25 protein-coding genes and 1 other annotated feature are annotated in these 26,812 nt (G+C 39.3%); of the genes, 11 read left to right on the top strand and 14 right to left on the bottom strand.

The features are described 5' to 3' along the window. Window positions 1-193: 193 nt before the first annotated feature. Entirely contained in the window at window positions 194-463 is a 270-nt protein-coding gene (locus LG336_RS07375; protein ID WP_404331926.1) for a hypothetical protein, read from the bottom strand. 238 nt (window positions 464-701) lie between these two features. Between LG336_RS07375 and LG336_RS07370 the strand changes: the two genes are divergently transcribed. The 5 genes from LG336_RS07370 (at window position 702) to LG336_RS07350 (ending at window position 5,683) form a co-directional block, all read left to right on the top strand. After that, on the top strand, window positions 702-1,082 hold the full coding sequence (locus tag LG336_RS07370) for a VOC family protein (protein ID WP_404331925.1): 381 nt from the start codon (window positions 702-704) through the stop codon (window positions 1,080-1,082). 209 nt (window positions 1,083-1,291) lie between these two features. Continuing rightward, window positions 1,292-1,536: a binding site (T-box leader), on the top strand. A 149-nt stretch (window positions 1,537-1,685) separates the two neighbouring features. Continuing rightward, window positions 1,686-2,972: a branched-chain amino acid transport system II carrier protein gene (brnQ, locus tag LG336_RS07365; protein ID WP_404331924.1), complete on the top strand. Its 1,287-nt coding sequence runs from the start codon at window positions 1,686-1,688 to the stop codon at window positions 2,970-2,972. A gap of 88 nt (window positions 2,973-3,060) precedes the next feature. Next, window positions 3,061-3,741 carry a response regulator transcription factor gene (locus LG336_RS07360; RefSeq protein ID WP_404331923.1) on the top strand — a complete coding sequence of 227 codons (681 nt, stop codon included), beginning with the start codon at window positions 3,061-3,063 and terminating at the stop codon, window positions 3,739-3,741. Beyond that, a complete protein-coding gene (locus tag LG336_RS07355) occupies window positions 3,738-5,117 on the top strand; it encodes a sensor histidine kinase (RefSeq protein WP_404331922.1) in 1,380 nt (459 codons plus the stop codon). The genes LG336_RS07360 and LG336_RS07355 overlap by 4 nt, the downstream gene beginning before the upstream one ends. Window positions 5,118-5,296: 179 nt before the next feature. Continuing rightward, complete coding sequence (locus LG336_RS07350; RefSeq protein WP_404331921.1) at window positions 5,297-5,683, top strand: hypothetical protein; 387 nt, start codon at window positions 5,297-5,299, stop codon at window positions 5,681-5,683. Window positions 5,684-5,743: 60 nt separating this feature from the next. Here LG336_RS07350 and LG336_RS07345 read toward each other — a convergent pair whose 3' ends face one another. Beyond that, window positions 5,744-6,340, bottom strand: a complete 597-nt coding sequence (locus tag LG336_RS07345; RefSeq protein WP_404331920.1) for a class I SAM-dependent methyltransferase — start codon at window positions 6,338-6,340, stop codon at window positions 5,744-5,746. 158 nt (window positions 6,341-6,498) lie between these two features. Between LG336_RS07345 and LG336_RS07340 the strand changes: the two genes are divergently transcribed. Beyond that, on the top strand, window positions 6,499-7,533 hold the full coding sequence (locus tag LG336_RS07340) for an ABC transporter permease (protein WP_404331919.1): 1,035 nt from the start codon (window positions 6,499-6,501) through the stop codon (window positions 7,531-7,533). A 1-nt stretch (window position 7,534) separates the two neighbouring features. Then, window positions 7,535-8,230, top strand: coding sequence for an ABC transporter ATP-binding protein (locus LG336_RS07335; RefSeq protein ID WP_404331918.1), 696 nt, complete (start codon window positions 7,535-7,537; stop codon window positions 8,228-8,230). A 193-nt stretch (window positions 8,231-8,423) separates the two neighbouring features. Here the strand turns inward: LG336_RS07335 and LG336_RS07330 are convergent, their stop codons facing one another. Next, window positions 8,424-8,918, bottom strand: coding sequence for a cytochrome c-type biogenesis protein CcmH (locus tag LG336_RS07330; protein ID WP_404331917.1), 495 nt, complete (start codon window positions 8,916-8,918; stop codon window positions 8,424-8,426). A 389-nt stretch (window positions 8,919-9,307) separates the two neighbouring features. Here LG336_RS07330 and LG336_RS07325 point away from each other — a divergent pair, with 389 nt between their 5' ends. Both LG336_RS07325 and LG336_RS07320 read left to right on the top strand, forming a co-directional pair. Beyond that, a complete protein-coding gene (locus tag LG336_RS07325; RefSeq protein ID WP_404331916.1) occupies window positions 9,308-9,466 on the top strand; it encodes a hypothetical protein in 159 nt (52 codons plus the stop codon). Between the two features lie 238 nt (window positions 9,467-9,704). Then, on the top strand, window positions 9,705-10,916 hold the full coding sequence (locus LG336_RS07320) for an MFS transporter (protein ID WP_404331915.1): 1,212 nt from the start codon (window positions 9,705-9,707) through the stop codon (window positions 10,914-10,916). 196 nt (window positions 10,917-11,112) lie between these two features. Here the strand turns inward: LG336_RS07320 and LG336_RS07315 are convergent, their stop codons facing one another. Next, the gene (locus LG336_RS07315; RefSeq protein ID WP_404331914.1) at window positions 11,113-13,644 is read right to left on the bottom strand and encodes a putative bifunctional diguanylate cyclase/phosphodiesterase; all 2,532 of its coding nucleotides are present in this window, start codon (window positions 13,642-13,644) and stop codon (window positions 11,113-11,115) included. A 103-nt stretch (window positions 13,645-13,747) separates the two neighbouring features. Then, the gene (locus LG336_RS07310) at window positions 13,748-14,509 is read right to left on the bottom strand and encodes an alpha/beta fold hydrolase (RefSeq protein ID WP_404331913.1); all 762 of its coding nucleotides are present in this window, start codon (window positions 14,507-14,509) and stop codon (window positions 13,748-13,750) included. 467 nt (window positions 14,510-14,976) lie between these two features. On the opposite strand from LG336_RS07310, the gene LG336_RS07305 reads away from it, so the two are divergent. Then, complete coding sequence (locus tag LG336_RS07305) at window positions 14,977-16,440, top strand: alanine/glycine:cation symporter family protein (RefSeq protein WP_404331912.1); 1,464 nt, start codon at window positions 14,977-14,979, stop codon at window positions 16,438-16,440. 238 nt (window positions 16,441-16,678) lie between these two features. Here the strand turns inward: LG336_RS07305 and LG336_RS07300 are convergent, their stop codons facing one another. From LG336_RS07300 to LG336_RS07285, 4 genes are all read right to left on the bottom strand, one after another. After that, window positions 16,679-19,081 (bottom strand): M14 family metallopeptidase, encoded by a 2,403-nt coding sequence (locus LG336_RS07300; RefSeq protein ID WP_404331911.1) that lies wholly within the window; start codon window positions 19,079-19,081, stop codon window positions 16,679-16,681. Window positions 19,082-19,606: 525 nt separating this feature from the next. Next, window positions 19,607-19,807, bottom strand: a complete 201-nt coding sequence (locus LG336_RS07295; protein ID WP_404331910.1) for a cold-shock protein — start codon at window positions 19,805-19,807, stop codon at window positions 19,607-19,609. A gap of 278 nt (window positions 19,808-20,085) precedes the next feature. After that, a complete protein-coding gene (locus tag LG336_RS07290) occupies window positions 20,086-20,373 on the bottom strand; it encodes a hypothetical protein (protein ID WP_404331909.1) in 288 nt (95 codons plus the stop codon). 8 nt (window positions 20,374-20,381) lie between these two features. After that, the gene (locus tag LG336_RS07285) at window positions 20,382-20,582 is read right to left on the bottom strand and encodes a hypothetical protein (RefSeq protein WP_404331908.1); all 201 of its coding nucleotides are present in this window, start codon (window positions 20,580-20,582) and stop codon (window positions 20,382-20,384) included. A gap of 390 nt (window positions 20,583-20,972) precedes the next feature. On the opposite strand from LG336_RS07285, the gene LG336_RS07280 reads away from it, so the two are divergent. Continuing rightward, a complete protein-coding gene (locus LG336_RS07280; protein ID WP_404331907.1) occupies window positions 20,973-21,986 on the top strand; it encodes an acyltransferase family protein in 1,014 nt (337 codons plus the stop codon). A 148-nt stretch (window positions 21,987-22,134) separates the two neighbouring features. Here the strand turns inward: LG336_RS07280 and LG336_RS07275 are convergent, their stop codons facing one another. The 5 genes from LG336_RS07275 to LG336_RS07255 form a co-directional block, all read right to left on the bottom strand. Further along, window positions 22,135-22,287, bottom strand: coding sequence for a hypothetical protein (locus LG336_RS07275; RefSeq protein ID WP_404331906.1), 153 nt, complete (start codon window positions 22,285-22,287; stop codon window positions 22,135-22,137). 403 nt (window positions 22,288-22,690) lie between these two features. Then, entirely contained in the window at window positions 22,691-23,290 is a 600-nt protein-coding gene (locus LG336_RS07270) for a cysteine hydrolase (protein ID WP_404331905.1), read from the bottom strand. 126 nt (window positions 23,291-23,416) lie between these two features. Further along, on the bottom strand, window positions 23,417-24,250 hold the full coding sequence (locus LG336_RS07265; protein ID WP_404331903.1) for an SPL family radical SAM protein: 834 nt from the start codon (window positions 24,248-24,250) through the stop codon (window positions 23,417-23,419). A 73-nt stretch (window positions 24,251-24,323) separates the two neighbouring features. After that, entirely contained in the window at window positions 24,324-25,850 is a 1,527-nt protein-coding gene (locus LG336_RS07260; RefSeq protein ID WP_404331902.1) for an ABC transporter permease/substrate-binding protein, read from the bottom strand. Next, entirely contained in the window at window positions 25,843-26,796 is a 954-nt protein-coding gene (locus LG336_RS07255) for an ABC transporter ATP-binding protein (protein ID WP_404331901.1), read from the bottom strand. Before LG336_RS07255 ends, LG336_RS07260 begins: the two co-directional genes overlap by 8 nt. Between the last annotated feature and the right edge of the window lie 16 nt (window positions 26,797-26,812).

The raw sequence follows: 26,812 nt of genomic DNA, 5'->3' as shown, positions 1-26,812 counted from the left end.
CACAGGGACAGGTTCATTGTCCCACAGTCTGCAACTAACTAGGACGACATACCATGTCCTCGTTTGTGCCTTAAATAAATAATCGCAGTTCATTATCTGAGCTGCGATTATTTATTTCTACTGGGGGACTCCGTATAAAGGTTACGAACTATGTGGCAATCCTTGAGACAGTGAACCCCCTTGTCCTTTTCATTCATCTAATTTCACCCTGGAATTCGTCATGTATTGTTATTTCTTTCATTGTTTCTTCTATTTCTTTTATGTACTCTTCAAAAAGGTGGGCTTTTTCTACTTCGCCGAAGTTCTTTTTATCGATTGAATTTAACAGGGCAATTACCGCATTAAACTTTAAATCATCTAATGAAGGAACTTCTGAATTTCCGCTAATTTCTCCTTTTACAACAATCTGTCCTTTTTCATTTTCAAGACTAAAATTAAAATTATGGATCGTTCTCTCAGTCATGGCTAATCCCCCTTGTATAGGAATACTTAAAAAGTTAAAAGATTATCAAAAGGTAACCTTATCTTTAAAGTATCCTAAATCTCAGTTACTCAGTAGAAGTATTTCACTGTATCAAGAGATCGATTTCCTGTTTTTTAGGAATCTAGTGCAATTCACATGGATTATAGGAGGAGTTTTACTCTCAACGATGAATAGTTATGGAGAAAGAAAACAGGCGTCATAAAAGGGAGTTGAAAATATGTTTAGTAAAATAGGACAAATTATGTTGTATGTTGATAATCAAGATGAGGCAGTGCGTTTTTGGACTGAAAAATTAGGCTTTGTGATAGTATCTGAAGAAAAGCTCGACCAGGGATTTAGATGGATCGAAATTGCGCCGCAAAAAGACGCAGAAACAAGCATTATTCTGCACAATAAGGAACTCGTGGCTAAAATGTCACCTGAATTAAATCTTGATACGCCTTCTTTAATGTTTTTCACAGAAAATCTCGAACAATTGCACCAAGACCTTTCAAATAAAAACATCACCGTCGGAGAAATCATAACAATGCCATCTGGTAGAGTATTTAATTTTGCAGATAATGAAGAAAATTATTTTGCCGTAATGGAAACAAAGTAAATTCCTTGCGGGACACAGGGATGCGGGACACAGGGACAGGTTCATCGTCCCACTGTCCGATTCGAATTGGAACAGTGAACCCCTTGTCCTGTTTCATAAATGGTAAACAAGTCAAAACCCAAACGATTATCCTGAATTCTTTTAATATTTTTAATTCGCGCATTTTATTGACAGGCCTATTGAATTCTACTAGATTAATAGTGAATCATTTAACGTCAATGACGAGAAAGAGTAAGATAAGACCCTGTTCGACAGAGAGTCGACGTTTGGTGAAAGTCGATGAGCAAACCTTATCCGAAAATCATCTCCGAGATGCAAAGCTGAAATTAGTAAGCTTTGACGGATTTCCACCGTTACATGGAGCACGTATGATAGTACGTTGACTGAGCGCCGGATTGTTTTTATGAAACATCCGGAATATGGGTGGTATCGCGAGTACAAACTCGTCCCTGTTTAGGGGCGAGTTTTTTTATGTAACAAAATAAGGAAAGGGTGATCATGAAATAATAGACACCATAGTAGTTGATATGAAGGTTTAGGGTTTTATTTATATTTAAGACGATTGTAATAGATGTCTTCGCTAAGAATTAGGGAGTGTTAAAAGTGAGTAGAAAGAAAGTATTGTTTTCAGGATTTATGCTCTTTTCTTTATTTTTTGGAGCAGGTAATTTAATTTTTCCGCCTTATCTAGGGATGGAATCAGGCACCCATTTTGTTGCCGCGATTGCTGGATTTATTTTAACGGCAGTCTTCTTGCCTTTTTTGACCATTATTTCTGTTTCCTTATCCAATAATGGACTTTTATCCATTGGTGAACGCGTTCACCCTGTCTTTGGTCTGGCTTTTGCCATCGTTATTTATCTGTCGATTGGGGCCTTTTATGGCATCCCACGAGCGTCGAATGTTGCGTACGAGTTAGGCTTTATGCAAGTGTATAATGTTGAAGGGCGGTTACCTTTATTATTGTTCTCAGTCGTGTTCTTCGGCTTAACCTATTTAATTAGTATCAACCCAAAAAAAATTATTGACCTTGTTGGCCGGATTCTTACACCTGCCTTGCTTGGCGTTCTGGCAATCTTATTTGTACGCGCTTTTTTCACCTATACTTATAACGATGTACCACCCTCTGAGAAGTTCCAATCGACCCCTTTTCTTAAAGGGTTTTTAGAAGGCTATTTCACCATGGATGCTGTCGCTGCCCTTGCCTTTGGGATTGTCATCATCAATGGATTAAAAGATAAAGGGGTCACACAGAAAAAGGACTTAATACAGGGAACCGTCTATGCTGGCCTTATTGCCGCAGTAGGATTGACCGTTGTTTATCTATCTCTTAGCTGGATTGGTCGCGTACTCCCACATGACGGACCACTTGAAAATGGAGCAGAAATATTGGTTTTAGCCTCTCAGCAGTTATTTGGCTATGGCGGGAATGTGTTATTCGGAATGATTGTCATCCTAGCCTGCTTAACCACTACCGTTGGCCTTACTAACGCCTGTGCACGGTTTTTCAATGAGATTCACCCGAACTTATCTTATAAAAAGTATGTATTCATTTTCATTGCAATAGGGTTGCTATTTACGAACTTTGGCCTTGATTTGATTCTACAAATTGCCACACCATTGCTCGTTTTTATCTATCCAATCTCAATTGTGCTCGTTATCTTATCGCTATTTCAGCACTTCTTTGGAGAAAGTAAAAGGATGTATATCTTCTCCGTTTCAGTCGCAACCTTTTTTGCGTTTTACGAGGTGGTAAATTCTTTTAATCTTCAGATTGACGGACTAAATACTTTTCTTTCTTTCCTCCCTTTGTATGAAAATGGCCTGGGCTGGACGGTCCCGACCCTCTTGGCGGCTTCAATCGGCTATGCTATTGATTTCACCCGGTAGAGACACAGGGACAGGTCCCTCGTCCCACTACTACCTGATAATAATTGGGACAGTGAACCTGTCCCCTTGTCCCTTTAGGAGGATAAAAATGACGAATATTTTAATTGTGGATGATGATATAAATATTTTAAAGCTTGTAGAGGTTCATTTATCTGAAGCAGGCTATAATGTATTCCAAGCGAAGGATGGGATACAGGCGTTAACCCTCTTAAAAAAGAGTCCCTGTGATTTAGCTGTTGTCGATGTGATGATGCCTTATATGGATGGCTATGCGTTAACGAAGGAGATTCGACGTGAGTATGACATTCCAATCATCTTGTTAACGGCTAAAAATCAAATTGAAGACAAGGAACAAGGCTTTCAGTCTGGAACCGATGACTATCTGGTCAAGCCTTTTGAACCAAAAGAACTGCTATTTCGAATCAAAGCCTTGCTGCGTCGATACGATAAACAACCAGATGAATCGATTGTTAGAGTAGGCAATACGACTGTAAACAAGAAGAGCTACGAAGTTCAAATTGGTGATTGCACGATTCTTTTACCATTAAAGGAATTCGAGCTCTTGTATTTTTTCATTTCTAATCCTATGCAAGTATTTTCCCGTGAGCAATTAATTGAACAAGTCTGGGGACTGGATTATGAGGGCGATGAACGAACGGTAGATGTTCATGTAAAAAGATTAAGGGAGCGTTTTTCAAAATTGACTACCGATTTTCAAATTAAGACTGTAAGGAGAGTCGGCTATTTATTGGAGACAAACCGGCAATGAAGTCACTTTATGTAAAATTTGTGGTGTTCTCAATTGGAATCATGGTTTCCAGTGGAATCTTAGCTTTTTTAATCTCCAATACCTATTACCAGCAAAAATTAAAACCTGAAAACGACCAAAAAAACACAAAAATCGCACTAGATATCGCTGCGTTTGTTGAGGACCATCACAACATCAATTTCAAGGAGTACTTGGAAAATCTTTCAACCATCGGCTATCAAATTTACTTGGTCGATCGCTCAGGAAATGAATCCTATTTCGGCGCACCCTTCCGGGATAAAACGCTCTCGGCTTCCACCAAAGAGCAAGTACTAAATGGTGAAATTTATCATGGAATACTTCATTTTCCACAGGAAACCTTTGTGACAGGCTTTTTTGCCAATGAATTAAAAAATACGATTGGTGTCCCCTTGACGCATAACGGCAGCAACTATGCCCTTTTTATCAGACCTGATATTAAGCTTCTTTTTAACGAGATGCAGATATTATTTGCCTGGCTACTAGCTTTAATGACTTTCATTAGCATCGTGTTGGTACTGATTAGTACGAAATATTTAGTGAAGCCAATCTCTAAATTAACACTTGCGACAAAATCGCTAGCAACCGGAAACTTTCATGTTGACCTTGATAGCAATCGTCGGGATGAATTAGGCGAACTCTCGCAAAGTTTTTTCCAAATGGCGCGTAAATTAGAGCAATCGGATGAGATGCGAAAGGAATTCATCTCCAACATTTCGCATGATATCCAATCCCCCCTATCTAATATAAAAGGGTATACCAACCTATTGGAGAAAGAATCACTGAGTTCTATAGAAAAATCACACTACATTTCAGTCATCAATGATGAAATAAGTCGGCTATCTTCTTTAACGAAACAATTATTGCTGCTTGCCTCCCTAGATCGTAATGAAGATATTTTAAAGAAAAAAACATTCAATGTTGCCCAGCAATTAAAGGAATTGATTCGAAATCATCAATGGTTGATAAATGAAAAAGGGATCATGCTGAGTTATTCCCTCCCTGATACGGAAATCATCGGTGACCCTTCTTTATTGAATACAGTCTGGGACAATCTTTTAACGAATGCCATTAAATATAATAAACCTGATGGCAGCATTGAGATTTCGATTAATAAAAATGAGGAATGGATTACTGTAACGTTTAAGGATACAGGAATCGGGTTGAGTCATCAGGAACAAGAAAGGATATTTGATCGCTTTTACCGAGCAGATATCGCCCGCACACGATACGTTGAAGGAACGGGACTTGGTTTATCCATCGTTGCTACGATTGTTACCCTGCATGATGGTCAAATTAACGTGACTAGCAAGGAAAACGAAGGAACCACTTTTGTTGTGAAATTTCCTCGTCGTTAACTTTATCGGTGTCAGATATTGCCTAATGGAATGACCCATTAGCATTGTCTGGCACTTTTTTTATTCCCCCCACCTATAGGCCATCAGTTATATCTGTAAACTTTTATTCATCCTCCGTTCATATTCAAGGTGTACATTTTAGAAAGATGTTCAATTACCATTCGGAGGAGAGTTTAGATATGAATAGACATAATCAACTATTGTTACGATTTGCTGGTGTCTTTGGGGTGATTGGGGCCGTACTTGGAGCACATATGGCTGGTGCTGGTTCCTATGCATTCCGTGCTGTTCACGCCCATATTTTAGTAGTTGGGTGGTTAAGCCTTTTTGCTTGGGCCGTTTTCTACAAGGTTTTTCAAACCTCCCAAACCATTCTTACGAAAATCCATGTGTGGAGCGCTATTATTGGATCTGTGGGTTTAACCGTAGGCATGTGGTTATACATGGTGAAACCTTTTAACCTTCCAGAAGGATTGACACTGGTCATATATATAGGTGGCGGGGTCGCATTGCTTGTCAGTTTTGTGTGTTTTTTCTTCATCACCATGTTTTACAAAGAAAAATAATTCACCATTTTATGTGTAGACAGTCTTATTAAAAAAACTGTCTATACATAAGAAAAGAAATTATTTTATACCACTAGCTATAAACATTGAGGCATCTTGATTCATAAAAATCCGTTCCCCATGATAGAATGTCTTCATTTCAATCGATTTAAATCCAACTTGTGATAATTTTTGTTTCAGATCTTCATGCGAAAATCCGTTATGTACTTTCGGATGATTGATTTGATCATTTTTGTCAAAATCAACAATCAATAGCTTGCCCCCATCATTTAGGATGTTGAACAATTCTTGTAAAATTTTATTCGTATCTGGAATATGAAGAAGAACTAATGACAGTAAAACGATGTCTGCCTTTAGTTCAGGCGTTCCTTGAGTGAAATCTGCATAAAGTACTGTTGAGTTGGTGATTTCCCTGTGAGAAATTTTCGCTTCCGCAACCTCTAGCATTTGCTTTGATGAATCCACCAACAACACCGATTCGACTCGATCTGTTAATTCTAAACTAACTAGACCTGTACCACTCCCATAATCAATTAAAGACTTGAATTTACAATCGCGTAATTCTGGTCTTATTTCCCTCACGATCACTTTCGCTAATTCCATTCTTTCTTCTGTATCATATCTATTGGCCATCTCTTCAAAAACGTTATTTTCCATATTCCACTCTCCTATAAAATAAGCTACATAATTGCCATTATAGCAAAGTTAAAACCCTTAAAAGCATCGTACAACACACATATTGTAACTTGTTATTCATCCTCCGTTCATATTAAAACTTTAGACTAAAGAGGTCAAAAGAGATTGGAGGAGATTCTATGAACATGGCATGGAAGGAAATGATAAGAAATAAAGTACGGTTTTTAATCCTTGGTTCAATCGTGTTTCTCATTAGTTTGTTAACTTTTATGATTTCTGGTTTGGCTAATGGCTTATCTCAAGATAATGCTTCATTGATTAAAGACTTGCCAACCGGACAATTTTATATGAATAAAGAGGCTGAGGAAACTTATAATCTATCGAGAATTGACAAAAGTATTCAAGATAAAATGTTCACAGAACAAAAAGATGCTGTTGCCCTTTCCATACAAATGGGATTCATCAATGATGAGGCTGGAAAGCAACGAAGCGTTGCCTTTGTTACCGCTACCGAATCAGAGCTATTTGCGGATGTGAAGGCTGGGGAAATTGTACTTGACCGCTCTCTAGAGCAAGCAGGAATTAAGGTTGGGGATAGCTTAACCAATCCTCAATACAGCAGCGAGTTTGTGGTAAAAGGGTTTGTGGACCAAAAGAAATATAGCCATGCACCTGTTGCCTTTATCAGATTAGAAAATTACCAAGAGATGTACCGAGTCGAAGAAATGCAGTTGGTTTTCATTCCAGGAGGAGATTCAGCACAAGCCTTCACTGGATTACAATCTTTCTCAAATAAGGAGTTTCTCAATACCATTCCGAGTTACAGCGCCGAGCAAATGTCTTTAAATATGATTGTCTGGTTTTTAATAGTGATTAGTGGCATGCTGTTTGCCATCTTTTTCTACATGATTAACGTTCAAAAAATGGGTCTTTACGGGATTCTAAAAGCGATAGGTGTAAAAACAAGTGTGTTGTTTAACATGATTTGGGCACAAATGTTGGTTATTACATCATTGGCCCTGGTTCTATCGGTCACATTAAGCCAAGTCTTTCATGTGATTGCCCCTAAGGGAATGCCGTTTAGTTTAAGCACTGAAACCACTCTGCAATTGTCGGTGGTCTTCCTCATGATAGGATTTATTGGAGCAACCCTGTCAGGGATTCAAATAAAAAAAGTCGCACCATTACAAGCGATTCAACAAGGAGAGATGTAATATGGCCGTCTTTACAGTTGATCAAGTTAGAAAAACGATTACGAATGGTCAAGTAAAGGAAGAAATTTTAAAAGGAATAAACCTCTCTCTCAGAGAAGGTGAGATCACAGCATTAGTTGGCGCTTCAGGCTCTGGTAAAAGTACACTGCTAACGATAGCAGCTGGGCTTCAACCCGCAACCGATGGAACCGTCCTATTCGAAGGCAAAAATATACTTACCATGAGTTCAGAACAAGTGCGGAAAATCCGTGCAAGCAAATTCGGTTTCGTCTTTCAATTTGCACATCTAGTTCCTTTTCTAACCGTAGCAGAACAATTGATGCTCATGCTCGATGTTGCTGAATCTACGCTAAAGAAGACTGAACAAAAACAAGAAGTAGATAAAATTTTAAATTTGGTCGGAATGGAACATCGGAAAGATGCTTATCCTTCATCATTGTCGGGCGGAGAAAAACAACGGGTCGCGATTGCCCGCGCCATCATCCATCAACCTAAAGTTCTCTTCGCCGATGAACCAACGGCAAGTTTAGATTCAAGAAAGTCTCATGATGTTATGACGTTGATTAGAGATTTAACGAAAACACTAAATATTACTACCCTACTAGTTACCCATGACGAAGAAATGCTCTCTTACACTGATCACATCATTAAAATGAGCGACGGTCGGACAAGGGGACAGGTTCATTGTCCCGCCTAGGACTGAATCGTGAAGCCGAGGTATTCGGTACGAGGCACGCCCCGATGAATAAAGGTAAAGCATGGAACAGGTGGCTCCCCATGCTTCCTGACCCTTTTATGAAAAAAGCCTAGTTTCTCAATTTTATAGCTGAGAAATTGGGCTTTTTGCTTTTTAAAATAATTATGGCCGCTATTTTATGTAAAACTGATATTTAAATATATTTCTTTCGCTCTTCTTCAATTAAAGAAGCGTAAAATTCTTCTTCCACACCCGATTGGTTAAGAGCTTCCACAACAGGAGCAGTCGAATGATGCTTCTTCCACCTATTAATGAGAAAATATAACAATATAAGTACTAACGTTATTAACAGAAATGGAGTAATCCATAGACTAAGGTTAAAGCCCGATGCTGGTGGTGAATTTAAAGCTTGTATCCCTTGTTCTTTTACATAATAATCAATGATTTCATTTTTAGACATTCCTTTATTAAATAACATTTCACCGACTTCATCATAATACAACTGTTTCACATTACAATTCGCAATATTATCGTTGCTATGTCCCTCCATATTTAGCATTTCTACCGTTGCCACAAACTCAGGGTTTGTAAAATCGAATTCTTCCTTTACTGGCTGTTCTGCCCAACCCACTTGGGGAGCACCTAATAAAAGAATAAGAAAACCAAGAAAACCAAACATTCGCTTCATCCCTAGATCACCTCTATAGTTACTCTGACACCACTCGAATACCCCTTATAGTATAATTGTAAAATTATCCTATATTATCTTTTAGGAGTGACAATTTAATGACATTGGATTGCTGACAGCATGTCGCAAATGATACGATATGAATTTCGTCCCGCATTCTTCATTCCTATAGTTTCTTTGTAAGGACTTTTAAACAACTTTCATCCTGCATCAAATAAATCGCCCTCTTGTATACAAGAAAAGCCGAAATCATGAGAAAAATAGAGTTGCTTGCGTTTTCATTGGGAATGTTTCCGTTTTCCTGGCGAATGTTCCCGTTTTCACCAACATTGTTAAAATATGACTACCCTGCCATAATAATAATATAAGTTGGAAGGGAGATTATGCTGATGAAAAAATTAGTTGAATTGTTTAAAGAAGGCTTTCTAATGTACTCAAACTCTCAATACGGAGATGTTAACTGGCAAGCGAAAAGATATGAAGCAAGCTTAGTAGAAAGCAATGAAAAGAAAGTTTCTAGAACAAAAAATTTATATGAAATCAATTAACTGATCTTTTTTACATAGAAGATTGGTTTTTTTATATTTTAAAAACATTCCCTAACCAAATAATTGGAAAATTCCCTCCTAAAGGTTTGACAAGGTAATCAGGCAATCGATACTATGAGAATAGCATGTAATTTCCGACTAATGTAATTGGAATAAATAGTCAAAGAGAAACGTATAGTTATGAATGTACTTTGTGAATCATTTCGCAATTAACTATGAATGGATTGGAGTTTTTACCGTGAAGAGTGAGTCAAAAGAAAAGCTTTGGACGAAAGATTTTATCATGCTTTCATCTGCAAGCTTCTTCATCTCGATGGTTTTTTATTTGTTAATGGTCACGATTGCGGTCTATTCAGTGGAAACCTTTAATGCTTCAACAGGTCAAGCAGGCATTGCTTCAGGGATTTTTATTGTTGGTCTCCTTTTTGGCCGATTGTATATTGGGCGTAAATATAATGATTTTAATACGAAGCTCATTTTGGTTATGAGCTTGATCGCCATAATAGCCAGTATCTTTCTTTATTTTATTCAATGGAATATTCCCTTTTTATTCCTCACCCGGTTGATTCACGGATTCACCTTTGGTATCGCCGCAAACACATTGGCCACCATTATTGCTGTAGTCCTGCCCCATTCTCGCAAAGGGGAAGGAATCGGCTATTTTACAATGAGCATGACCTTAGCTGCAGCGATTGGTCCGTTTATCGGGGTCTTGATGTCCAAAAACGCCAATCACTTTGGGATTTTCTTACTATGTCTCATTCTTGGTCTCATCTCGCTTGTATTCATTTTACTTTCAAACATTCCAACTCTAAGGGTAAAGAACAAGCCTGGACATCAAAAACTACACTGGACGCAATTTTTGGAACCAAAAGCGATTCCTATTGCCATTGTGATTATGGGTATCTCCTTTTGTTATGGAAGTGTTTTATCTTTTATTAATCTTTATGCTTCCGAAGTCGATCTGGTCGAAGCAGCTAGTTTCTTTTTCCTCGTTTATGCCCTTGCTATTCTGTTCTCCCGGCCGATTACAGGCAAATTAGTCGATTCAAAAGGCGCTAATTATGTGATGTATCCTTGTATCTTTATACTGGCAGCCGGCATGTTCGTCTTGAGTATTGCCAGCACAAGCTTCCTACTATTATTAGCAGCTGGCCTCATTGGCCTGGGGTACGGAAATATTCAGTCAACCGCGCAAGCAGTAGCCATTAAAATGGTACCACCTGGGCAGATTGGGTTAGCGACATCGACCTATTATATCGGGATGGATGCCGCAAACGGATTAAGTCCAGCTGTATTAGGACTCATTATCCCGTTCCTCGGCTTCCAACACATGTACCTAGCCTTAGCCTTTTTCGCAATATTCATGTCCGTATTCTATTATTTCGCATATGGCCGAAAAGAAACGATTGGGACAAGGGGACAGGTTCATTGTCCCGCTAACGAATGAATACGGGACATAGGTTCATATTGGCCATGTCCTTTCAACACAAAGGGCGTGTGTTCCCCGTTTCTCCAGTAAGAAACGAGGCAGAAAGCAACCTTATTCTGGAGCTGCCCACCCCTTTTATTTCACTACTTATCATTCATTTATTCTTTATAATCAATACAAGGCGCATGAAAATTCATGCGCCTTTTTCCCGTCCCTATTCTCTTAATAGCCATTGCTGTTCGAAATCAATTCTGTTTAATGGTTTGCTAAATAGATAGCCTTGCATTTGGTAACATTTATTTTTAATCAGGAATTCTTTTTGATATTCTTCTTCAACGCCTTCAGCGATCACTTGCAAACGGAGGCTTCGGGCGAGATTAATAATCGCCTCTGGAATCTGAGCGTTGTCATAGTTTTCTTTTATATCCTGAATAAAGGAACGGTCAATTTTCAGACAATTAATCGGCAGATTCTTTAAATAGCTCATTGAGGAATACCCTGTCCCAAAGTCGTCAATCGAAACCGAAATGCCATAATCCTGTAATTCTTTTAACGCTTTAATCGTTTCATTCATATTATAAAGCAGTGTGCTTTCGGTAATTTCCACTTCAAAGTGGGTAGGATCAAGCTGACACTCGCTAAGAAAGTCTTTTACCTGTCGAACTAGTGCCGCAGGGTCCTGGAATTGTTTCGCTGAAAAGTTGACAGCTAAGTTGAGCGGAACTTCTCGATTGCCATTCCAAATACGAACTTGGCAACACGCTTGTTTCATGGCAACTTCCCATAAGCGATGAATCAACCCAGTTTCCTCCGCAACGGAAATAAAGACATCTGGTTGAACAAACCCAAGCTCCTCATCCGTCCAGCGTAACAAGGCTTCAACCCCTGTTAGGACATCTCCACGAGCATCAATTTTCGGCTGGTAATACACTTCAATCTTTTCATTCGTGATTGCTTTTCTCAAGCGGGCCTCGACCTGGTACCGATAATTCTTCTCTTTCGTAATTTCTTCATTATAAAGAACTACTTTATTGCCGTTCTCTTTCTTCGCTGCATACATCGCGCCGTCGGCATAAATCATCAGCGTCTCTAAATTGTCTGTATGCTTCGGGTACAAAGCGATGCCACAGCTCGCATTCACATTGACCTCATTTTCACCGATTACATACGGCTGACTGATCGTTGTAATAATTGAACGCGCAACAGACATTATTTTCTCTTCCTCTTGTTCGTTCATTAAAATAATGAACTCATCCCCACCTTGTCGTGTTACAACAGTATTTTCTTTCGATAAACAGTTCTCAAGCCTTTCAGCGATTAAAATGATTAATTGGTCGCCTTTCGCATGACCCAATGTATCATTAATATCTTTAAAGCGATCGATATCGATAAACAGGACAGCGATGGTCTCACCCGTCTCTTGTGCACGATTGATTCGATTCTGCAACTCCTCTTGGAAAAACCTTCTGTTTAGTAAACCTGTGAGCGGGTCATGGTAAGCTTGGAAGCGAATGACTTCCTGGCTTTTTTCCAAGTCATTCACATAGTTTTGTAGTGATTTAGATAGAGCATTTACATTGTTTGAGAGGTCCCCCAATTCATCTTTCCGGTTTAATTCAATACCGCCTCCAAAATTGCCACGGGCAATATCATTTACTCTTTCGACAATATGGCCAATGGGATTGGTAATGGACCGTGAAAAAACGAGACTTGTCAGTAATACCAATAATATAAACGGAATGGCTAAAAGCACGTGGTGCAGCAATTCATTATCTAGTTCATTTTGAATGATGCTATAGTCATACGTTAAGCCGATGACATATGGATCTTCTTGTTCCGAAAAAATCGGAACGAAGGTTTTCGTCACCATTTTCCCATTCACTTGCTCTGTATAAGACCGAGTTTCCCCAGCTTTCATAACCGTTTGGACCATTTTTGCATCTTGGGCTTGATTCTCATAACCATAAGAGCCATACCAAATCGGTTGATCGGAAATCCGAATAAAACTATTGCCATTTTTATGAACCATTTCCGTTTCTTGGCCAAAATTCTTCGGATTAAACACCGTTAGTTCAAGAACGCCTTCTAGATTTTTCTCAAAGCGTTCAATGACATTTCCAGGTCCAAATTGCTCCTCGTACTCTAGTACCTGATTATCACGGAAATAGGGATTGATCATATAATTGGTCGTCCCGTCATAATAATAGCCCCATTTATCGGTATGGTCCGGATTACTAGCCGCTTTTTCAATGGGGCCTGTCCAATAGCCTTCCAGTGCTAACCCTTCTTCAACAGTTACCGGCTCTAAGGCAAATAACTGTTGGAAAGCATCGTACCAGTAAAGCCACTCTTTTGTAGACATATTGATTTCATTCGGGTCTGAGGAACGAACCCCAATGATGTCATCTTCCGTTTGCGCCAATAAGGTAATATGAGAGACCATTAGTTGGTCAGCCAGTTCTACCAGCTGTTCATTAGTGACATCCTGATAATCAGGTGCCAATGCATTTTGGATGGCAATCGAAGCGGTTCTCAATTCCCTGCCTAAAATGTCTTCCACATAGAGGGCGCCTTCTCGTGAGTTTTCAATTTGATAAGAAATTTCCTGGATAATCAATTCTGTTTCACGTTCATTGTATTCTACTAACTTCTCTTTTGAGCGAAAGTAGTGTAAGGTACTATTCGCGATTACAATACACAGAACCATCGTTGTGAAAATCAAGGGAAGTTTCTTTTTTATTGACATCGTCGATCCCTCCTATTATAAAAATCTAAGTAGCTATTTTTAGAAATGTTATAGTCCAATAAATTAGAAATACTAACGGGTCAGAAATTATCTTGAAAACAGGTCATTGCCTATGCACCAACACGGTCTGCGTAGACCTATTTCTTTTCAGAAAGGATTGAAAGACACTCATAAACTGATCATGCTGGTGAGCATGGGCCGCATGTCCTGCATTCTTCAGTTCCCGATATTCAACATGCGGGATCAACTGATGTAACGATGTCAGGGTGCTTTTAAACAGTTCATCATATTCCCCCATCACCCATAAAATAGGAAGATTAATTCCAGCTAACGCAGATTGTGAATCAAACTCAAGCTGGATGCGCAAAGCTTGCTCAAAGATACCTGATTCCAATTGCAAAGCATAGGTTTGGTAAATTTTTTCCGAGTCTTCCGCAAGAAATACTGAATTGGGATTGAGCAGGCTTGCACAATATTGAATCCACTTGTCATATTCCCATCGCTCTTTCACTTCCAACACATGTGCCACATTCCGATGATATTGCGCCGGAACCTTGCATAAATAGCCGCCCACAAACGTCATACTCATCACCATACTAGGGTACCTTTTCGCAAAAGCACTAGCAACAATACACCCAAAGCTTAAGGTACATAAATGAGCTTTTTCTATATTTTCGTTTATAAAATGCGCATAAAGCTGATCCAATAAAAACTCTAAAGAAAAGTCACTATCCGCTAAATCATCGGGATTGTAAAAATCATAGGCAAAACAGTTATACCGACTCTTTAACGTTTCCATTTCCATTTTAAAAGCATTCTTATTCCCAACAATCCCATGCAAAAAAATGATTGTTTCTTTATCCATATTTTCGACACCTTTCGACATACCTATCAAAAAATTTTATCACAAATTTACAATGTATAGGTAGCTTTTTTTGGGACAAGGGGACAGGTACATTGTCCCACTTGTCTTGAAGGTGCCAGTCACTTTCTAGTTGAAGGCCACTTCCTTTTCATCCCAAAAAGCACCAACAAAAAAACGCAAAACTTGTCAAATATCCCCTCATTTTACCGATTTCCTGAAAAATAAAAGAGCAGAATCACCCCCACCCTGTTGCGAAAATCTCCTATTCTATTGATTTACAAACCGTTTGCCTGAAGGTGACTGATTGGAAACTTTGATTTTTGTTTGTTATGCTAGAAAAGTAGATAACTGAAAATTCGAAGTTTCCCGAACTGTGTTGGAAAGCTTCGAAAGGCTATAAGGAGGGAGTAAAGAAAAAAAACAATGACAAGAACGAAATAAATAAATTTACCATGAAAGGAGTTTTTATGGGAGATTTAGTAAATTGGCTGAATGGATATGTTTGGAGTTCTGCATTAGTTTATGCTTTTTTAGGATTGGGATTGCTATACACCCTTCTCACAAGGTTTGTCCAAGTCAGATACATGAAGGACATGTTATCACTAACCTTTAAACGAGGTGGATCTAAAGCCGGTGTTAGTTCCTTTCAAGCACTTGCGATGTCATTGGGAAGTAGGATTGGGACCGGAAATATAGCAGGTGTTGCGACGGCCATCGCTTTCGGGGGTCCTGGTGCTGTCTTCTGGATGTGGATTGCAGCCCTTTTAGGAAGTGCGACCTCTTTTGTTGAAACGACTCTTTCTCAGGTCTACAAAAGGAAAATAAACGGGAAGTACCGAGGAGGCACCCCTTTTTACATCGAAAAAGGTTTAAAACTAAAAGGGTTTGCTGTTGTGTCCGCTGTTTTAACATTAGTTGTTATGAGTTATTTATGGCCGGGGGTTCAGGCAAATACAGTGGCTTTAACCATGGAGAACGCCTTTGGGCTGTCGCCAGAAGTAACAGGTATCGTCATCATTACACTGCTTGGGTTTATTATTTTTGGCGGTGTCAAGAGGATTGCGAAAACGGCCGAAATTATCGTTCCTTTTATGGCGATTGGTTACATACTAGTTTGTGTTCTTATCCTCAGCATGAATTTCACCCTAATCCCTGAAATTCTTTCGTTAATTTTTACCAGTGCCTTTAACTTAAATTCGACTTTTGGTGGGTTAATGGGTTCAGCTGTTGCCTGGGGAGTACAAAGAGGAGTCTATTCAAACGGAGCCGGTATCGGCAGTGAAACCTTTGAAGCGGGTGCAGCGGAAGTATCCCACCCTGCAAAACAAGGTTTAGTCCAGTCCTTTTCTGTTTATATCGATACCTTGATCATCTGTCCAGCAACCGCTTTCATGATTCTGATTACTGGAATGTATGATGTGAAGCCTGAAGGGATGGCTCCAATTACCGAGAGGCTAGGAGATACTGAGCCTTCTATTTACACTCAGCTCGCCGTAGAATCTGCTTTACCGACCTTCGGATTAGGCTTTATGGCGATTTCTTTATTTTTCTTCTGCTTTACCACTCTTTTATCGTATTACTATAAGGCAGAGACAAATCTTGCTTATCTAATCGGTAACAAACTCAAAAAATCAAGCTGGCCAAGCTATATCCTAAAAATCACCTTATTGGTTGCGACATTTTATGGTTGTATTCGGACAGCAGATGTTGTCTGGGCATTGGGCGACCTAGGAATGGGAACGATGGCATGGATCAACCTAACCGCCATCTTATTTCTTACCAAACCCGCTCTCCAAGTGTTAAAAGACTATGCTAGACAGAAAAAAGCCAACAAAGACCCTGTTTTTAAACCCGCCAAACTCGGAATAGAAGGTGCCGACTTTTGGGAAGAAAAAGCCCGGAAGAAAGAGGATAGTTCACTCGCTTCTTAAGACAAGCAGGCCACTTGATATTTCTTGTTTAAGATTAGTTGTATTGAATAGAAATTAAACGTGTAATTGAAGTGCCTAAAGCATTGGCAGATGGGGATATAGGTTTAATTAAACGTTTGATTGATATCTTACAAGCTTCCTAAGAATTTAGGAAGATTCCCTTGTGGTTGGGTATGAGGTTAAGAGGATAAAAAGGAAAGGCACCCAGCAAATTTTTGGGTGCCTCCCTTTTTCATATTCACTTAATCGTTATCGTTGCTGAGTTAAAGTTCTGCGACGACTTGCCTATTGGATTGTAGTTTTTCTCAATGTTACCGGCAGCATCCACTGCGAACCAATTAATCGTCGTGGTCGTATCGACTTTTAAAGTTTCTGATGGTTCACGGGTTCCGGCCAATTGTAGCTTTGTTGATTCAAAGGTTGGACGGCTTCCATCCAGTGTATAGTAGATGGTAGCGGCTTCACTTGTTTCAAACGCAACCTCTACAGGTCCCGAGAATTTACCTGTACCTGGATTAGCCTTTGTGGATGGCGGCTGTTTGTCTTTTGAATTATTATAAGCTACTTTCATTAGTCCGATTAACCCATTGGCGAATTCCATTGCTTCCTCATGACCTTCTTCAAATGAAGGTTGGAATCCAACTGGTCTCCATCTCTTTGCTTCTTTATCCCATAAATCAGCACCCACCTCAAAGTTCCATGCGTAAATGCCTTTTTCATACCAGAGGTAATCAGCAGAATTTCCCGCAGCCGAATAGAGAACATCTGGAATTGGACCTGTGCGACTTGGCAGAATTACCGTTCCTCGATGGTCTTGAATGTCATTTAAAATTAAATCTGAAGCAGCCCAGTAAAATGCCTCTTCCCCCGCTGATGGACGTGGCAATGTTGTACGGTTTGGATCATAAGCGCCAGGAGACCACATAAAATATCCACCATAGCTATGGATGTTCATGGCAAATTTTATATTTGGATTTTGGTCAGCAAGCCAAACTAGATTTCTTGCCTCTGGCTCTGAGTTTTCTTCAGGACCAGCATACGTTCCACTTGTACAGTTTGTTGTTGAAGCTCCTACAAAGCCATCAAACGCTGAGCCTACAGAGTGGTTACGGTTAAGGTCGACGCCCCAATTATTACGGACTCCTGAATCTGATAGTGTTGGCCCACAGTGATTGGTCATATTTTTACGTTGCATATTGAAATCATAAAAACTGTAGTTCGCTCCATCAGGATTCACCGAAGGCACAAGGAAGATATCTAGGTTATTAACCAACTGCTTCGTTTCACCATCATGTGCATAGTTCCGAAGCAAGCGCTCTGCTGTCTCAATTGTAACTAGTGGAGTAACCCACTCACGAGCATGCTCCTGTGCGTAACCTAGAACACCAGGCTTAGAACCATCACGGTGTTTACCGATACGGATGGCTTTGACTGTCATCGGTTCACGTGAAATGTTTTCCGGAGCATTTAAATTATCTGTTAATTGGGCCGAATTTTCTTGTACTACTCCAGCGCCTGCATTCCCACGATATGTAGTCGCAGTAATGAGGCCACTTGCACCGCTATTTAGTGCATTAACCACCTGCCCAGCTGTACTAGTAACTTTTCCTTCCCCGTCGGTAGCGAGTTCCACTAACACATTCTTGCCTTCTACACTCACCTCAAGATCAGCGTTTTCCGTTCCTGGATTTTCAAATTCTATAGTTATATCATTTCCACCCTCATGTCCCCATGCCTGTGAAGAGACAACAACAGCAGTATTGGTGGTGCTTCCAATTGTTGCTTGAGCCAATCGTCTGTATCCATTTGTCTGATTTGGCATTTCAATAATTTCAACCAAATCTGGAAACTCTTCAGCCAGTTTCTCGGCTCTTTCATATAGCTCTGCAGGGTCCATATAATGATCAATAAAATCGGTTACATAGTGTTTGTTTGGGTTTCCCGGCTTGTCCGCACCTAACCACTCTGTTACCGAACTAGTTGCAGTCCCCCCAAGATTACTTTCAATTTTCACCGAAGAAGGAATGGCACTTACAGGTACCTCGAAATGGTGATAGATATACTCTCCGTAATCTACAAATCTTCTAAGCGTAGCACTTTTTTCTTCGCCATTCTCAGTCCATGTTGCTGTTAGCGCTGTACTAGCTGAATCTCCAGCACTAGTTTTCGCCTCCACATAAAGGAATGTGTCTGACTGATTTGTATAATGGCTTGCCCGAAGAATCTTAATGGTATCCTCGGAAGCCGCTAAGCTAGATTGCAATTGAGACACCGATTCTCTTTCCTTTACTCGCGCATTCCATTGCTGTTCTGTTATCAGAGTGTCTTTAACATGAATTCCATGCGCCTTTAGTTTCGCAACCTCGGATGGAGTCACGACTGCATCTACCTCTAACTTGCCGTCATGTTCATGAATTCTATGGGTTAAGTCAACCCCCAATTCCAGCAGCTTTTCCACGGCCTGTTCATTTGGAATCTCCAACTGAACGACAGACACACTTTCCTCCTTAGGTAACGGCAGATCAGGTTGTCCAACTGCTGTAGTTGGAGTACTAAACCCCGGTGCTACAACAGAGAATCCTAAGCCAGCCATCGCTGTTGCCACCATCACATTCCTTATCCAGCTTTTTTTCTTTTTCATAAAGTTACTGCACCTCCCAATTTCCCCAAATTCTATTAGACCAACGTTATTATAGACAAAATATTATAAATATTTTGTCTAAACGGAAAAGATATAACAAAAATCGTCCTACAAAAAAGGCTAAAGGCCGAAAAAGGAATTATTATGCTGAGAGATTAAAAAATAGGTAGAAATTACCATTAATAAAGACACAGAAGAAATGACAGTATTGTGGCAATAAATCTACAGAAAGCGCAGCCTCTATAACATACGAACCATTTAGAAAAAATAAGAGCGCCATCCAAAATGTCGGTTATCATCTAGTAATGTCGAAAATGGCGAATGAAAAGTTTCAAATAAAAGGAATTCTTCTCTAAAATATATATCGAGGAAAAATTTGGAATAACAAACAACTTATGCTATACTTTGTCTACCATTTGCTTTATTGTTTGCAAAAACCCCGTTCATTTTATTGAACGGGGTTTTTTGTGCGTTTTCCATAAAAAAAGACTCTGCAATGAGAGTCTTTTTTATCTATTTGGGTTATTATGCCTTTTGAACATTCGTAGCTTGAGGTCCACGCTGACCTTGTTCTACTTCAAACGTTACCTTTTGGCCTTCGTCGAGAGACTTGAAGCCATCGCCTTGGATAGCTGAGAAGTGAACGAATACATCGTCTCCTCCTTCACGCTCAATGAATCCGAAGCCTTTTTCTGCATTAAACCATTTTACTGTACCTTGTTCCATTAAACTATTTCCTCCTTGGTGCATTGCACGCATTGTGTTGTACTATCCTTGTTTGGATCTTCAGGCAAAAGTTTTAACACTTTATCAAGCCCTACGAACAAACAAAAATAATTCTTCCAAATAATAACAAAAAAAATTCTCGAATGCAAATTGCCTGAGGGAATTAATCCCCCTATCCTCTAGGATATGTTTTTACAAACGAACTTAAACATAAGTAGGCATAAAAAATCCGGCTGATTTTTATAAACCAGTCAGATTTCTTTTTCCGTAATTCGTTTTTAAGCATTGACCGTACTACGTGCCTGGACTGCATGCATTTTTTTCATGGCGAATCGAGCGATTGGCTGTGCTAGCAGCATTTCAATCCAAAAGGCGATGAAAAAGTTACGTGGCCAGTCGTAGAAGAATGTTTGGAATGGCTCCAAACTAATTTGTTTCATCCCAATCCATGAGCCGATAATTGTTAAAAGGACGGATAGGATCGTTACACTGAACAAAATTGTGAAGAGTACTCGCGCATTAAATCCATCCGTTGGGGACGTGAACTTCGCAACCAACTTCGTCACAATCGGGTTCACCACGAAAGGAACCAATACATCACACAAAGCCAGACAAACGGAATCACTTTCAAAGTGTTTAGATGCACCTCTTTACTAAACCCAAATTCAAATCCCATAATAAGAGGTGCAATCGTATTGACTGAAAGAATTGAAACGATTGCTAAAAATACAATAAATTCTCTTCCGTTTCTAGGTAATCTTGTTTCGCCCTGCATAATCGTCATCTCCAAAAATATATTTCAGACGGCAGACGTATCATGCGACATATATTTTTGGTCTGCAAAAGGACCAATATCTCTACACACTGATTTAGAAATTTTATCACTCTAGTTATAGGGATATCAAGAATTTTCTATTGGAAACCTTACAACGCTTACCGGTTTAATTCCCCATGAATGATTTTTCCCCACAACATCAAAAAGGTTTGTCTTTGGAATTACCTCTCTTCCTTCCATAAGTCCAGAAGCAATTTCTTACAGCTATTTTTTACAATCTAATGAATAATATAACAAAATATTAAAGCTCAAATTACAATTTATAAACACTGCACTAACTCCAACCTCAAATGTGGAACAATGGAATAAGTTAAAAATGAGGTGAGCAATATGAATCGGGACCCCTTAATTGACAATGCGAAGTTCTATCTGATTTTTTTAGTCGTCTTTGGGCATGTCATTCAACCATTTACTTCGGACGTAAAAGCGGTAGAAGTCCTTTATCACTGGATTTACTTGTTTCATATGCCGGCTTTCATTATGCTAAGTGGATTTTTTGCCAAGGGATTTTTGAAAAAATCATATATTAAAAATTTATCGAAGAAGTTATTATTACCCTATCTGATCTTTCATTTATTCTACACGTTGTACTATTTATTGATAGGTGTTACTGGTTGGCAACTGACTATTTTTAACCCGCGCTGGTCATTATGGTTTCTCATTAGTTTATTCTGTTGGCATTTACTGTTAATTGTCTTCAAAAAACTTACCCCACTGCAAGGTGTGCCAGTCACGATTGCACTTGGAGTGATTGTGGGATATATTGACCCCGTGGGACATACATTCAGCCTATCTAGAACCATCGTTTTCTTCCCATTTTTTCTAGTTGGGTATTGGATAAAGCAAGAAAATTTAGAAAAACTAATGACAAATAAGATGAAAATCTTTTCTTTTACAGCCATGTTCTTAGTAGCTGTCGGTTTACTATTTGCCCCCTCCTTTTCAGTTGATTGGCTACTTGCGTCAAAATCTTACCAATCAATTGGACATCCGGAGATTGGGGGAGTTATTCGATTAGGAATCTATCTTGTGTCCTTCCTTATGACGATGTGTTTCTTTACATGGATTCCGACCAAAGAGACAATCTTTACGAATATTGGACAAAAAACCATTTATATTTACCTGTTACACGGGATTTTCATTCACTTTTTTAGACAAAACGATCTTTTTAAAATTAGCACAGTAGTCGATGTAATCGTGCTAGCATTCGTTAGTCTGGCAATTGTTTGGGTCTTGAGTACTAAATACGTTCGGATGATTACCCAACCATTAATTGAAGCTAAATGCACCATGCTTAGAAGACACAAGTTCCTTGTCCCAAAAGGCTCTGGGGCGGAAAAATAAAAAAAGGGCCGTCCCCCGCTTTACTAAAGCGTTAATGCTTTATCATGCTGGGGGCCAGGCACCTTTTCGCCATAAAGTAAAAAGCCCAGAGCAAATACTCTGAGGCTTTTTGTATTCTTCTTATATGAATATAAAACGTAAGTTATTCCTACTTAGCTGGTTCCTCTACTACTGGTTTCCCTGTTTCCAGCAATACTTTGTTTCCACCTAAGAAAAGTGAAAGGATGAGGATCAATACGCCTGTTCCAACCAGTAGCCATTCGACTTTGATCACATCGGCCAATGGACCGAAAACTAGCATACCTATTGGCATCATCTGACTCTGTACTAAGCGTGATATGCCACATCATCGCATATTGAACCAATGCGGAACCTAAAATCGATATTGTTTGGCTACTGAAAAACAGAATAATGTTTCTTTTCCAATGTTCAAACCGATGTTTGCTTCCCCATTATTTCGAAGGAGTCATCTCAATACAAACACAGGGACGTTCTCGCGTTTCATTTGTCATTTTATGAACAGTTTGAAAATGAATTTCCGCTTTGGGAGAAAAACTATATTTAACCGCTGAATTAAAATTAGCTGTTTTGGGCGCCCATATTTTAGATTAGGTTATATACAAGCGTACACCTAGTAAAAGAGCTGAGACTGATGGAATTTCAACACCTCTTCGGTCTTAGCTCTTTCTATCAATATGAATCTACTACATACTGCTTACAATCTCTTCTGTCGTCATATTTGTGGCAATGTTGTTCATTGCATAGTTTAATGCCGCTTCTTGCCATTCTTCACTAATGGTTGAAGTTCCGTCTGTTGCAATGACAACATGATATCCATGATCTGCGCCATCTCTACATGTATGCTCAACGGCCATATTTGTCCAAACACCTGTAACGATGATCGTTTCAATGCCTAATCCTCGTAATAACGTGTCTAATGGAGTGCCGTTAAACGAACTCATACGAGACTTTTCGATGATAAAATCGCCTTCTTTTGGCTCTACCCCGTCAACTGGTGCAGCTCCCCAAGTTCCTCTCACGATACTTCCTGTTTCAGCAATGGCTCTAAAGATTGGAGCTCTATTCCCAATTCCTTTTGCACCCTTTTCAACGACAAAGTGATTATGGAAAACAGGAATTCCTACCTTTCTTGCTGTTTCTGCAATAGCTTTGATATTTTCAACAACATTTTGTTTTTCAGCATGCTCGACAGATCCTGAATTTTCAAACTTACCGCCTTTTGACAAATTGTCATTCTGTAAGTCAACAATTAATAAAGCTGTTTTAGTAGTATCAAATTTCATTTTCTCATCTTCCCTTTCAATGTTAACGAATTATTTGTAAACCTGTTGTTTGTCTTCATAATAAACTTTGATGGTCTATTCCAGTTTTTGGAACTTCTTTTAATAGTAGATTTTTAAATGGTCGTCTTATTCTAGGAATGCCTCTTGTTTAGAAACTCGTACCCTATCACTAGAAAAATATTTCTTAAAATATTTCTCCACTTTTATATGTAGATTCTTTTCATACCATCTTAAATGTCCATGTTTCTCAAATAATTTTGGCATTCCTAATCTCGCAGAACGTTTGCCCATCGCCCCATCCCCAATCGATAAGGTATCAATCCAAATATGGTCCGCAATTCCCTCCAATACTTTCGGAAAACCAGGGGTGAAAGGCAAAACAGGTGAGATTGAAGCTTGGGTCATGATTCCCGCTTCATGAACTTCTTTTAAAGCTTTTAATCGCAAGTTGATTCCTGGTGCATATGGAGCAAAAACTTGCTTGACGTCTTCCCTGTCTGTTTCAATCGTCATCGATACTAGGACTTTACATTTTTCCTTTAGGTTGACGATCAAATCAATATCTCTGGTGATTAATGGGCTTCGTGTTTGAATTTGCAGATAATCAGGTGGATGCTCCATCATCTCTTCCAATATCCCCTGGACGATGTTAGTTTTTCGTTCCATCGGTTGGTATGGATCTGTTGCCGAGGACATAAATATTTTCACCGGTTTGTTTTTTTCTCGTAGTTTTATGATTTCTTTCCGATAATTTTCTGCCGCATTTGTCTTGATGTCCAACCATTCTCCCCAGGGAAGATCTTTAAACTTTTGAATCGGCATTTCTCTCACATAGCAGTATCGACATGAAAACGAACAACCGCTGTACGGGTTTAATGAATGTGTGAACCCAACATCCAAATATCCTTTTGCTTCCGTAAGAATCTTCTTAGCTTGTATTTCTTTTATTTCAATCCCCATAACCGTCGCTCCCCTCTTACAAGTGAATGACATCAAGAGAAAAGCTCCTATGAAGTTTCATGTTTAGCAAGCCTTAATCATTGTTAAGTAAATGCTTTCGTTCTAAAAACTCTTTAGCAACACTGTTCGCCTTTTCCTTCTCTACAGCCACTTCATAATTCATTTTTCTCATTTCATCATCGGTAATTTTATCCGATAGTTTATTTAAAATTCCTGCTAACTCTGGATACTTTTCTACTGTCTCTTTCTTTAATAAAGGTGCTCCTTGATAAGGAGGAAATAAATGCAAGTCATCTTCTAATACCGTAAGATCATATCGTTGGATTTCACTATCCGTTGAATAGGCATCTACTACATTAATCTCTCCTGAATTAACAGCTGCGTACCTTAGTTCAGGCTGCATAATCGTTACCGTCGTGAATTGAATACCATAAAGTTTTTGAATCCCTAGGTATCCGTCTTCACGTTCTGGAAATTCTGGCGTGAAGCCTGCATTCATGATTCCTTCAAGCGGTTTTAAATCAGAAATGTTTTTAAGGTTATGTTTCTTTGCTAGTGAAGAAGGAACCGCTAATGCATAGGTATTATTAAATTTCATTGGCTCAAGCAAGACTAAATTCAATTTGTTTAATAATCCTTCTTTTGCTTGTTCATACACTTCGTTTCGATCCGTGCTATTAGGTTGTTCTTTTAATAGGTCAACAATGACTGTCCCTGTGAATTCGGGGTAAAGATCAATACTTCCAGAGGTTAAGGCATTATAGACAAAGGTTGTTCCACCCATATTTGGTTTCAGCTCCACGGAAAGGGAAGAATGCTCTTCAATTAGGAGTTTGTACATATTCATTAAGATTTCTGGTTCTGCTCCCATTTTTCCGCCTATCACTAGATCATCCGCTTGTTTAGGCTGGACAAAGGCAGACACGGTGATTACTAGAAAAGCTGCTACGATCACAGAAACAATGGAAATCAATGTTTTCTTAAAGGATAATTTTTCAAGCTGTCTTAGTAATAAATCAAAGAATAAAGCTAAGAGCGCCGCAGGAATAGCCCCTAATATAATGAGATCCATATCATTTCGACTGATCCCAACCGTAATTAAATCCCCTAATCCTCCTGCCCCAATTAAAGAAGCAATCGTGGCCGTACCGATGATGAGAACCATAGCGGTTCGTATCCCTGCCATAATAACTGGCATGGCAAGCGGTAGTTCTACTTTTAAAAGCAGTCTACGATTATTCATTCCTAAACCTTTTGCTGCTTCGATTAAGTTCGGGTCCACTTCTTTTATGCCAGTATAGATATTTCTTAAAATTGGCAGTAACGCATAGATCACAAGGGCAATAATGGATGGGACGGTCCCGATCCCTACAAGTGGGATAAGTAGACCTAATAGTGCCAATGACGGAATCGTTTGAAACACAGCTGTGATTCCAATGGCAATCTCCGCCGCTTTCTTCTTTCTAGTTAAATAAATTCCCAGTGGAACAGCAATAACTAACGCAAAAAAGAGAGCAATAAAGGAAATCTCGATATGCTGAATGAGACCGTCTAGTACATCGTCTTTTCGATTTAAGAAGGCATCATATAACCTATTCACTCTTTTCACCTTCATTCATGTCATTTACTAGATGCTGAATTATGGCTTGGCGATTGACAAAACCAATGATCTTCCCGTCTTTTTCGACCTCTATCTCGTCTCGTTCAGACAAAGCTCCTAAGGTTTCCTGCAATGAGCTTGTTACCGGAATCTTTAGCCCATCAAATGGTTGAGAGTGGGTTGGAGACAATACATTTTCCAGGTTAAATGGACGTTCCCTTTGGTTCGTCTTTCCAATAAACTCTTTTACAAAATCGTTAATTGGATGATAAATTAATTCATTTGGCGTCCCAACTTGGACTATTTCCCCATCTTTCATTATACAAATGCGGTCGCCTACCTTAAGTGCTTCTTGCATATCATGTGTCACGAAAACGACGGTTTTCTTGATTGCTTTTTGCAGGTTTACCATGTCATCTTGTAACTTTTCTCTGCTGATTGGATCAAGAGCACTAAAAGGTTCATCCATAAGAATGATTTCTGGGTCAGCGGCCAAGGCCCTTACCACCCCAATTCTTTGCTGTTGTCCGCCAGATAATTCACTCGGCTTTCTGTGTTTATAGGTTTTGGGGTCTAATCCAACCATTTCCAATAACTCGTCCACTCTTCTAGCAATCTTCTCTTTCTTCCACTTTTTCATCTCGGGAACAACTGCGATATTTTCTTCTATGGTCATATGAGGAAAGAGGGCAATTTGCTGAAGGACATATCCTATATTCCACCGCAGCTCATGAAGATCATAGTCACTTATCTTTTTCCCATTAATAAAGATGGTCCCATCCGATAAATCGATTAACCGATTGATCATTTTAAGAGTGGTGGTTTTCCCGCTGCCGCTCGGTCCAATCAGAACAAAGAATTCCCCTTGATTGATGGTGAGGTCAAAGGACTTAACGGCAGCTGTACCATCAGGAAACTGCTTTGAAACCTGTTCAAATTCAATCATTTTTATGCTCCTTACT

It is taken from the genome of Mesobacillus maritimus (assembly GCF_044803185.1).
Classification (GTDB): domain Bacteria; phylum Bacillota; class Bacilli; order Bacillales; family Cytobacillaceae; genus Mesobacillus_B; species Mesobacillus_B maritimus_B.
The sequence above is the reverse complement of the archived record's forward strand: the minus strand, read 5'-3'. Positions and strand labels throughout refer to the sequence as shown.

Excerpts from the sequence above, each read along its gene's own strand:
- LG336_RS07375 (WP_404331926.1), bottom strand. The coding sequence starts at position 463 with ATGACTGAGAGAACGATCCATAATTTTAATTTTAGTCTTGAAAATGAA.
- LG336_RS07370 (WP_404331925.1), top strand. The coding sequence starts at position 702 with ATGTTTAGTAAAATAGGACAAATTATGTTGTATGTTGATAATCAAGAT.
- LG336_RS07360 (WP_404331923.1), top strand. The coding sequence starts at position 3,061 with ATGACGAATATTTTAATTGTGGATGATGATATAAATATTTTAAAGCTT.
- LG336_RS07355 (WP_404331922.1), top strand. The coding sequence starts at position 3,738 with ATGAAGTCACTTTATGTAAAATTTGTGGTGTTCTCAATTGGAATCATG.
- LG336_RS07350 (WP_404331921.1), top strand. The coding sequence starts at position 5,297 with ATGAATAGACATAATCAACTATTGTTACGATTTGCTGGTGTCTTTGGG.
- LG336_RS07345 (WP_404331920.1), bottom strand. The coding sequence starts at position 6,340 with ATGGAAAATAACGTTTTTGAAGAGATGGCCAATAGATATGATACAGAA.
- LG336_RS07340 (WP_404331919.1), top strand. The coding sequence starts at position 6,499 with ATGAACATGGCATGGAAGGAAATGATAAGAAATAAAGTACGGTTTTTA.
- LG336_RS07335 (WP_404331918.1), top strand. The coding sequence starts at position 7,535 with ATGGCCGTCTTTACAGTTGATCAAGTTAGAAAAACGATTACGAATGGT.
- LG336_RS07330 (WP_404331917.1), bottom strand. The coding sequence starts at position 8,918 with ATGAAGCGAATGTTTGGTTTTCTTGGTTTTCTTATTCTTTTATTAGGT.
- LG336_RS07325 (WP_404331916.1), top strand. The coding sequence starts at position 9,308 with ATGAAAAAATTAGTTGAATTGTTTAAAGAAGGCTTTCTAATGTACTCA.
- LG336_RS07315 (WP_404331914.1), bottom strand. The coding sequence starts at position 13,644 with ATGTCAATAAAAAAGAAACTTCCCTTGATTTTCACAACGATGGTTCTG.
- LG336_RS07310 (WP_404331913.1), bottom strand. The coding sequence starts at position 14,509 with ATGGATAAAGAAACAATCATTTTTTTGCATGGGATTGTTGGGAATAAG.
- LG336_RS07305 (WP_404331912.1), top strand. The coding sequence starts at position 14,977 with ATGGGAGATTTAGTAAATTGGCTGAATGGATATGTTTGGAGTTCTGCA.
- LG336_RS07300 (WP_404331911.1), bottom strand. The coding sequence starts at position 19,081 with ATGAAAAAGAAAAAAAGCTGGATAAGGAATGTGATGGTGGCAACAGCG.
- LG336_RS07295 (WP_404331910.1), bottom strand. The coding sequence starts at position 19,807 with ATGGAACAAGGTACAGTAAAATGGTTTAATGCAGAAAAAGGCTTCGGA.
- LG336_RS07285 (WP_404331908.1), bottom strand. The coding sequence starts at position 20,582 with ATGCAGGGCGAAACAAGATTACCTAGAAACGGAAGAGAATTTATTGTA.
- LG336_RS07280 (WP_404331907.1), top strand. The coding sequence starts at position 20,973 with ATGAATCGGGACCCCTTAATTGACAATGCGAAGTTCTATCTGATTTTT.
- LG336_RS07275 (WP_404331906.1), bottom strand. The coding sequence starts at position 22,287 with ATGCTAGTTTTCGGTCCATTGGCCGATGTGATCAAAGTCGAATGGCTA.
- LG336_RS07270 (WP_404331905.1), bottom strand. The coding sequence starts at position 23,290 with ATGAAATTTGATACTACTAAAACAGCTTTATTAATTGTTGACTTACAG.
- LG336_RS07265 (WP_404331903.1), bottom strand. The coding sequence starts at position 24,250 with ATGGGGATTGAAATAAAAGAAATACAAGCTAAGAAGATTCTTACGGAA.
- LG336_RS07255 (WP_404331901.1), bottom strand. The coding sequence starts at position 26,796 with ATGATTGAATTTGAACAGGTTTCAAAGCAGTTTCCTGATGGTACAGCT.